6 protein-coding genes and 1 tRNA gene are annotated in these 7,972 nt (G+C 71.0%); 6 read left to right on the top strand and 1 reads right to left on the bottom strand.

Annotated elements, in window-relative coordinates; all coding sequences use genetic code 11:
- The 5 genes from D474_RS33830 to ilvD all read left to right on the top strand — a co-directional run.
- Positions 1–744: hypothetical protein (locus D474_RS33830; RefSeq protein WP_275040768.1), on the top strand; the 744-nt coding region annotated here is incomplete at its 5' end.
- Between the two features lie 305 nt (positions 745–1,049).
- Positions 1,050–1,727, top strand: a complete 678-nt coding sequence (gene orn / locus D474_RS0105830) for an oligoribonuclease (protein WP_040703105.1) — start codon at positions 1,050–1,052, stop codon at positions 1,725–1,727.
- Between the two features lie 285 nt (positions 1,728–2,012).
- Positions 2,013–2,085: transfer RNA gene (locus D474_RS0105825), tRNA-His, on the top strand.
- A 166-nt stretch (positions 2,086–2,251) separates the two neighbouring features.
- The gene (locus D474_RS32185; protein ID WP_161628661.1) at positions 2,252–2,389 is read left to right on the top strand and encodes a hypothetical protein; all 138 of its coding nucleotides are present in this window, start codon (positions 2,252–2,254) and stop codon (positions 2,387–2,389) included.
- Between the two features lie 382 nt (positions 2,390–2,771).
- The gene (gene ilvD / locus D474_RS0105815) at positions 2,772–4,463 is read left to right on the top strand and encodes a dihydroxy-acid dehydratase (protein WP_017612651.1); all 1,692 of its coding nucleotides are present in this window, start codon (positions 2,772–2,774) and stop codon (positions 4,461–4,463) included.
- A 112-nt stretch (positions 4,464–4,575) separates the two neighbouring features.
- Here the strand turns inward: ilvD and D474_RS0105810 are convergent, their stop codons facing one another.
- Positions 4,576–5,559: a PDDEXK family nuclease gene (locus D474_RS0105810; RefSeq protein ID WP_017612650.1), complete on the bottom strand. Its 984-nt coding sequence runs from the start codon at positions 5,557–5,559 to the stop codon at positions 4,576–4,578.
- 188 nt (positions 5,560–5,747) lie between these two features.
- On the opposite strand from D474_RS0105810, the gene D474_RS0105805 reads away from it, so the two are divergent.
- The gene (locus D474_RS0105805; RefSeq protein WP_017612649.1) at positions 5,748–7,928 is read left to right on the top strand and encodes a UvrD-helicase domain-containing protein; all 2,181 of its coding nucleotides are present in this window, start codon (positions 5,748–5,750) and stop codon (positions 7,926–7,928) included.
- Positions 7,929–7,972: the final 44 nt, after the last annotated feature.

Raw genomic sequence — 7,972 nt, 5'->3', positions numbered from 1 at the left:
CCGCCCCCCCCGCCGAGCGGCCCGCAGCAGGGTTGGGCCCCCGGGCAGGCCCCGCAGGGACCGGGTTCCGGCCTGCCCCCGCAGGGACCGGGTTCCGGCCCCCAGTACGGTTCCGGTGCGCCCCGGCCGCCGCAACACCAGCAGTACCCGCCGTCGGGGCCGCAGCCCGGGCACCAGCCGCAGTACCACTCCGGACCGCAGAACCCCTACTCCGGACCGCAGCAGGGCTTCGCTCCGCCCGGCGCCTATCCGCCGCCCGGCGGTTACCCGCCCCCGGGACCCATGGGCGGCCCGGGTCAGCCCCCGCCGCCCGGCGCGCCGATGGGCCACCCGGGTGGGCCCGGAGGTCCCGGTGGCCCCCCGCCCGGCCCGATGGGTCACCCCGGTGGTCCCGGCGGTCCGCCTCCGGGCGCGTACCCTCCGCCCGGCGCGATGGGCCCCGGAGGACCCCAGGGCCCGCCCGGGGGCGGTCCGCAGCAGCCGCCGTGGGGCCCGCCCGGCGGTCCCGGCGCACACGGTGGTCCCGGCGGTCCAGGTCCACACGGTGGGCACCCCTACCCGGGGGCCGGCCCGCAGCAGCCGCCCAAGAAGAAGAAGAAGCGAGGGTGCGGCTGCGGGTGCGCCGTGTTGGCGCTGATCGTCGTCGTGGCCCTGGTCGCCACCTACCTGCAGGTGTGGGGCGTCTGGGACTGGATGTACGAACTCTTCGACGTCGGCGGGCCCCGGCAGTTCGTCTGGGAGTGACACTGTTGCTCGGGAATTCCCGAGGCTCTTGTGAGCCCGGCTCTCCCGAGCCCCGTGGGCTTACCGGCCCAGGCCGCCCGGGGACGGCGACACCATGACCCCGCGGGGGCGGGCACGCGCGTGCCCGCCCCCGACGTGTGTCCGGTGCCGTGCCGTGAGTTCGGCTGCGCCCCGGCCGTCGCGTGGTCCGGTGGGATCCTGTCCGTCTTCACCGGTGGCCCCCTCCGCCGCACGCCTCGGCGCCTGTTCCCGTGGCCGTCCGTACCTCGTTCGGGCCGCTTCCTGTGGCGCTTAGGGTGTCCGTTATGAATGACAGTTTGGTGTGGATCGACTGCGAGATGACGGGCCTCGACTTCGAGAACGACGCGTTGATCGAGGTGGCCTGTCTGATCACCGACGGGGAACTCAACATCCTCGACGAGGGCATCGACGTGGTGGTCAAACCGCCGCAGGCCGCACTGGACCGCATGGGCGACTTCGTGCGCGACATGCACACCACCTCCGGGTTGCTCGAGCAGCTCGACCAGGGGCTCTCGCTGACCGAGGCCGAGGACGCCGTCCTGGAGCACATCCGCAAGTACGTGCGCGAGCCCGGCAAGGCGCCCCTGTGCGGGAACTCGATCGCAACGGACCGCACGTTCCTGGCGCGCGACATGAAGCGCATCGACGAGTACCTGCACTACCGGATGATCGACGTCTCCTCCATCAAGGAGCTCCTGCGCCGGTGGTTCCCCCGCGTGTACTACGCCAGCCCGGAGAAGGCCGGCGGGCACCGCGCGCTCGCCGACATCACCGAGAGCATCCAGGAGCTGCGGTACTACCGCGCCGCCGGTTTCACCCCCGAGCCCGGGCCGAGCACCGCGGTGTCCCGCGCGATCGCCGCCGACATCGCCGCGGGCGGCGACGGGGTGGAGGCCAGGAAGACGGCGCTGGAGGCCGAAGCGGCCGAGGCCGCGGAGGCTGCCGAGACCTCAGGGGCTTGAGGCCTTCCGGGGAACACCGGAACCCACTCGGCAGTGGACGGGCCCTGTCCCGGGTCCGTGGGGAACAGCCCCGCGTTCCCGGGACGGGGCCCGAACGCGTTCCGGACGGTGCAGGACCGGGGTCCGGAGAGGATCTTCTGCCTCCAGGACTCTGCCTCTCCGAAGCGCTCCTCGGGAGGACCTCGGCGCCGGGTTCGGCCCGGCGCCGGGAGAAGTGGTCGAAGCACTCCTCGGCATCCGCTAGGATTGAGAACGTACGCAAGGCCGAGAGGCCGGGCGGACATGGTGGGTGTAGCTCAGTTGGCAGAGCACTTGGTTGTGATCCAAGATGTCGCGGGTTCAAGTCCCGTCACTCACCCCGAGGCGAAGGCCCCGACCGCGAGGTCGGGGTCTTTTGCGTGCGCGGGGCGCGGCGACACCGACGTGGTCGAGCACCCCGGCTCGGGGGAAACCCGCTCTCCTCGTCCGGCTGGACGAGGGACGGGTCCACGGGCGGTGGTGTGGACCGGCGCATCGGTGGAGTGGTGGTAAGCGCGCACGCACGCGCGCACCGGATGGCGGCCGAGGAGCTCGCCCTGGAGGGGACCCGCCTCGGGGTGGTCCCGGATTCGTTGCTGCGGCAGGTGCAGGAGCTGTTGGGTGTCACCGAGACCGGGGCGTAGACCCCTCCATGGGCCGGGCCGCCGGTTCGGTTGTCGGTGCCGGGGTGGGCCGACCGGTCGGAGAATCCGTCGGAACGATCCGAGCGTTCGGGACAGCCGGAACTATGAGGTGGTCGGGGCCGGCCTCGACCGAGTTCCCCTGCGACGTTCCCCTGTGACCGGTACCGTTTTGCTGCGCCGGGCACCGAAGCACCGTCTCGGCCGCCGGTCGCATCCGCGCTCCATTTGCTCCCTCGGCCACCGGAAGAGCAGGGTGAACACGTACGGCGTTCCCGACGCCCGAGCGCCACGATGCTCGGGCGCGCCGTGCCGAGGCTCGGGCCCCTCCCCAGCCGTTCCCGGAACACGCACGTATCGTCGACCGACCCTTGCGAGGCACCCGATGGCCATCGACCCGAAACCCCGCAGCCGCACCGTCACCGACGGCATCGAAGCCGCGCCCGCCCGCGGCATGCTCCGAGCCGTCGGCATGGGCGACGGCGACTGGGACAAGCCGATCATCGGCGTGGCGGGATCGTGGAACGAGATCACCCCCTGCAACCTCTCCCTCGACCGCCTCGCCCGCGCGAGCAAGGGAGGCGTGCACGCGGGCGGCGGTTACCCGTTGGAGTTCGGCACGATCTCGGTCTCCGACGGCATCTCCATGGGCCACCAGGGCATGCACTACTCCCTCGTCTCCCGCGAGGTGATCGCCGACTCCATCGAGACGGTGATGCAGGCCGAGCGCCTGGACGGTTCGGTCCTGCTCGCCGGCTGCGACAAGTCGCTCCCGGGCATGCTCATGGCCGCCGCCCGCCTCGACCTGGCCTCCGTGTTCATGTACGCGGGCACGATCGCCCCCGGCTGGGTGAAGCTGTCCGACGGCACGGAGAAGGACGTGACGCTCATCGACGCCTTCGAGGGTGTCGGCGCGTGCAAGGCCGGGAGGATGAGCGAGTCCGACCTCGACCGGGTCGAACGCGCCATCTGCCCGGGTGAGGGCGCGTGCGGCGGCATGTTCACGGCCAACACCATGGCGTCGATCTCCGAGGCGATGGGGATGAGCCTGCCCGGTTCGACCTCTCCCCCGTCCGCGGACCGGCGCCGCGACCACTTCGCGCACCGTTCCGGCGAAGCGGTGGTCAACATGCTCGAACAGGGGATCACCGCCCGCGACATCATGACCAAGAAGGCGTTCGAGAACGCCATCACGGTGGTCATGGCGCTCGGCGGATCCACCAACGCGGTGCTGCACCTGCTCGCGATCGCCAACGAGGCCAAGGTCGGCCTCGAGCTCGAGGACTTCAACCGGATCTGCGACCGGGTGCCGCACATCGCCGACCTCAAGCCGTTCGGCCGCTACGTCATGAACGACGTCGACCGGGTCGGCGGGATCCCGGTCCTGATGAAGGTGCTGCTCGACGAGGGGCTCCTGCACGGCGACGCCCTCACGGTCACGGGCCGCACCGTCGAGGAGAATCTCCAGGACCTCGCCCCGGACCCGATCGACGGCACCGTCCTGCGCCGTTTCGACAACGCGCTCCATCCCACCGGCGGGATCACCGTGCTGCGCGGTTCCCTCGCGCCGGAGGGGGCCGTGGTCAAGACCGCCGGGTTCGACACCGAGGCATTCACCGGCCCCGCGCGGGTGTTCGAGCGCGAGCAGGCGGCGATGGACGCGCTCAGCGCCGGTGACCTGCGCAAGGGCGACGTCGTGGTGATCCGCCACGAGGGGCCCAAGGGCGGTCCGGGGATGCGGGAGATGCTGGCCATCACCGCCGCGATCAAGGGCGCCGGCCTCGGGCGCGACGTCCTGCTGCTCACCGACGGACGGTTCTCGGGCGGCACGACCGGCCTGTGCGTGGGCCACATCGCCCCGGAGGCGGTGGACGGCGGACCCGTCGCCCTGGTGCGCGAGGGCGACTCCATCACCGTGGACATCGCCGAGCGCAGCATCGACCTGCACGTGGACGAGGAGGAGCTCGAGAAGCGCCGCGCCGGGTGGGAGCCGCTGCCCAACCCGTTCCCGGAGGGGGTGCTGAGCAAGTACGCCAAGCTCGTGCGCTCGGCCTCCACCGGCGCCGTCACGCACTGAGGTGTTCTGGGCGCAGTGCCCGATCCGGGTCCTGGATCGGGCACTGCGCTAGCCGCCGCGTTGTTAGTGCTGTTATGGGCACTGACAACGTTTTCAGGTGCTCAATACAGCACTAACAACCCTCCCGCCCGGCTGCCCGGGCGAGCGCCGCGGTGATGTACCCGGGCCTCATCGCGTCCTGCCAGGTGAACCGGACGATGCGCACCCCGGGGTGCGACAGCTGGAGGGCGTTCTGCCGCCGACGGTCCCTGGCCAGCACCTCCGGCAGTCCGTGCGGCCCGAGACCGTCCGCTTCACCGATGAGCTGCAGGTCCTCCCACCAGAGGTCGGCCACAGCGATGATCCGACCGGTACCGTCCAGGAATCGGCGCTGGAGGCTCGTGGGCGGCAACCCCGCGTCCGCACAGGCCAGACGCACCCAGGACTCCAGTGGACTCTCGGCCCTCCCGTCCGCCAGATCCCACCAAGGGCGCGTGCGTACACACCCCTTCCGTTGCCCGTTGGCCAGTGCGAGTTCCTCGAGGCCTTCCTCGCGTACGAGCCCCCGCTGGAGGGCCGAGTCGATGAGGGACACAGCGGTCTCGCGATCCACGTGGAGGACCACATCGCGCAAGGTCCTCCCGGGAACGGTCACCCGGATGACACCGTCGGCCGCGGTGACCTCCTCCGGACCGACCTCCCACGTGTGCAGCGTGACTCGTTGGCGATGCCGTTTGGTCCCGGGCCCGGGAACGATCATGTGCACCGTGCGTCCGTCCCAAGAGGGCAGCCCCTGCATGCCCCACAGGCGTGCAGCTGTCTCCCCGCCGGCGATGGAGCGCGGCCCCAGAGCCAGCTGGGCCGCCATGACCGACGTGCGGAGGAAACCCTCGCTCTCGGACGGGTCGAACAGGGAGCGCACGGCGTACACGCCCTCGTAGGGGTGGCCGAAAGTTCCATCACGTCTCAGTGCACGGAGGTCGCTGTCGCTGAGCCCCGAACCCTTGGCCTGACCCCGCGTGAGCACACCGTGTTGCCCCCGTGCGATCGCCAGGGCGGTGAGCAGGGCGTCCGTTGGGTTGTCGACAGGAGCGGAACGCAGGCGTGGGGCATCCATGCGGCAAGGGTGCGGGCCGGAAGCCTGCCACGCCAGGTGCAGATCTCGGCCTGTGGACGANCGGCCGTCCGCTATAGGTACTTCGTCCCGTACGGGCCGGGCGCGGGACGCCCCCTGTTGTCTACGCTGTGGGCCACGGGCTCTCCCCCAGAGCTTCCCCCTGGACCCCCTGCCCCGGAAAGGCTCCCGTGCCCCAGCTCGCCATCGCGAAGGACTTCCTCCGGACCTACGCGGCCCTGGACAAGAAGCTGCGCAAGGGTGTCGACGACGCCCTCGACAAGTTCGCCGACACCTATTACGCAGGCGGCCACCTGGAGAAGCTCGAAGCGGCCTGTGATCCCCGATGGCGAACGCTGCGCATCAACATGAACCATCGGGGTGTGGTGCTGGCTCCGGAGAACGGCGACGTATACCTCCTGGTCACGGTCCTGCCGCACAACGAGGCGTACCGGTACATCCGTAACCGGCGCCCCTCGGTGAACCAGGTGCTTGGTGTGCTGGAGTTCCGCGACGAGTCCGCGCTGCACGCGGTGAGCAACGCGCTCGAACCCGCGACCGGTGACCAGGGCGGCGCGTTGTTCGCGGGTGTGCCGGACAAGCACTTCACGCAGCTCGGTATCGACGAGGAGACGCTGCGCATCGCCCGCCTGCTCCCCGACGAGAGCCACCTGGATTCCTACGGCCAGAGCCTGCCCAAGGCCCAGCACGACGCCCTGACCGCGCTGGCCTCGGGCATGGGCCCGGACGAGGCGTGGGCCCACATCAGCCGCGACCTCGTGGAGAAGGTCGAGCCGGGCACGGTCGACCCCGACGACCTGGCCACGGCCATCCGCCGCAGCCCCGACCAGGCGGTGTTCGTGGAGGGACCCGAGGAGCTCCGCGAGCTGTTGGACCACCCCTTCGATGTGTGGCGCACCTTCCTGCACCCGCGCCAGGTGCGCATCGCCCGCAAGAAGCAGTACTCGGGCCCGGTCATGGTCACCGGGGGCGCGGGCACGGGCAAGACCGTCACCGCCCTGCACCGGATCGCGCACCTGACCGAGCGGTACGTGGACACGGGCACCGGCACCGGTGGAGACGACAGCGATCAGCTCCCCCTGCCCCTCGAGCAGGGGCCGGCACCCGCTCGGGAGCAGGCCCCAGAGAAGCCGATCCTGTTCACGACGTTCACCAAGACCCTCGACGCGGCGCTGCAGGCACAGGTGGACCTCCTCGTCCAGGACGAGGAGCGCCGCCGTCTCGTGGACGTGCGCAACATCGACAAGATCGCCTACCAGGTGGTGCGCAAGGCCCACGGGAAGCCGGACATCAAGTTCCCGAACGAACTGGGCCCGCAGTGGGACGCCCACGCTGCCGGCCTGGACGTCTCCGGCCGGTTCCTGCTCGAGGAGTGGGAACACGTCGTGCTCGCCCAGGACCTGCGCACCGAGCGCGACTACTTGGAGGCGCGCAGGCGCGGGCGCGGGCGCGCCAACCGTCTGGGCGAGCAGCAGAAGCGGCAGGTGTGGGCGGCGATCCTGGCTGCGACCCAGGAGATGCGCGAGCAGGGCCAGTGGAACTTCACCTCCCTCGCCGCCGAGGCGGCGGACCTGTTGGAACGCACCGGCGAGCGCCTGTACCGCCACATCGTGGTGGACGAGTCGCAGGACCTGCATCCGGCCAAGTGGCGGCTGGTCCGGGCCCTGGTCGACGAGGGCCCGGACGACCTGTTCATCGCTGGCGACCCGCACCAGCGCATCTACGACCACCACGTGTCGATGGCACGGGTCGGGGTCAACGTGCGCGGGCGCAGCCACCGGTTGACGGTGAGTTACCGGAGCACGCAGGAGATCCTGAACTGGGCGGTCGGAGTCCTCGGGACCGCGCCGGTCGAGGGGTTCGACGGGGTGCGTTCGACGCTGCAGGACTACGGGTCCCCGCTCCACGGCCGCCGTCCGGTGGTCCGGGGCCACGGTTCGGCCGCGGAGGAGCTCGACCATCTCGTGCGCACGGTCGAGGGCTGGCTGCGGGACGGGGTCGAGCCCGACGCGATCGGCGTCGCGGCACGCACCGATTCCCTGGTCCGCAAGGCCCGCTCGGCGCTGACCGACGCCGGGGTCGAGACGTGCCCGCTCGCGGAGAACTCGGGCGTCCGCGTGGGGACCATGCACTCGATGAAGGGCCTGGAGTTCCGGTGCGTGGCGGTGGTGTCCGCGGGTGCGGAGCACCTTCCGGAGCTGTCCCGTGTCACGGACGCCTCCGAGGACGCGGTCGCGCACGCGCACGACCTGCAGCGCGAGCGGAACCTGCTGTTCGTCGCGTGCACGCGCGCCCGGGACAGCTTGCACGTGTCCTACTCCGGCGAGCCGAGCCCCTTCCTGCCCCGCTGATCGCGGTCCCCTTCCGAAGTCCCGACATTCCACCCCTTTCTTCT

Origin of the sequence: Nocardiopsis salina YIM 90010 (assembly GCF_000341025.1) — a bacterium.
GTDB classification, from domain to species: Bacteria; Actinomycetota; Actinomycetes; order Streptosporangiales; family Streptosporangiaceae; genus Nocardiopsis; species Nocardiopsis salina.
The sequence above is the reverse complement of the archived record's forward strand: the minus strand, read 5'-3'. Positions and strand labels throughout refer to the sequence as shown.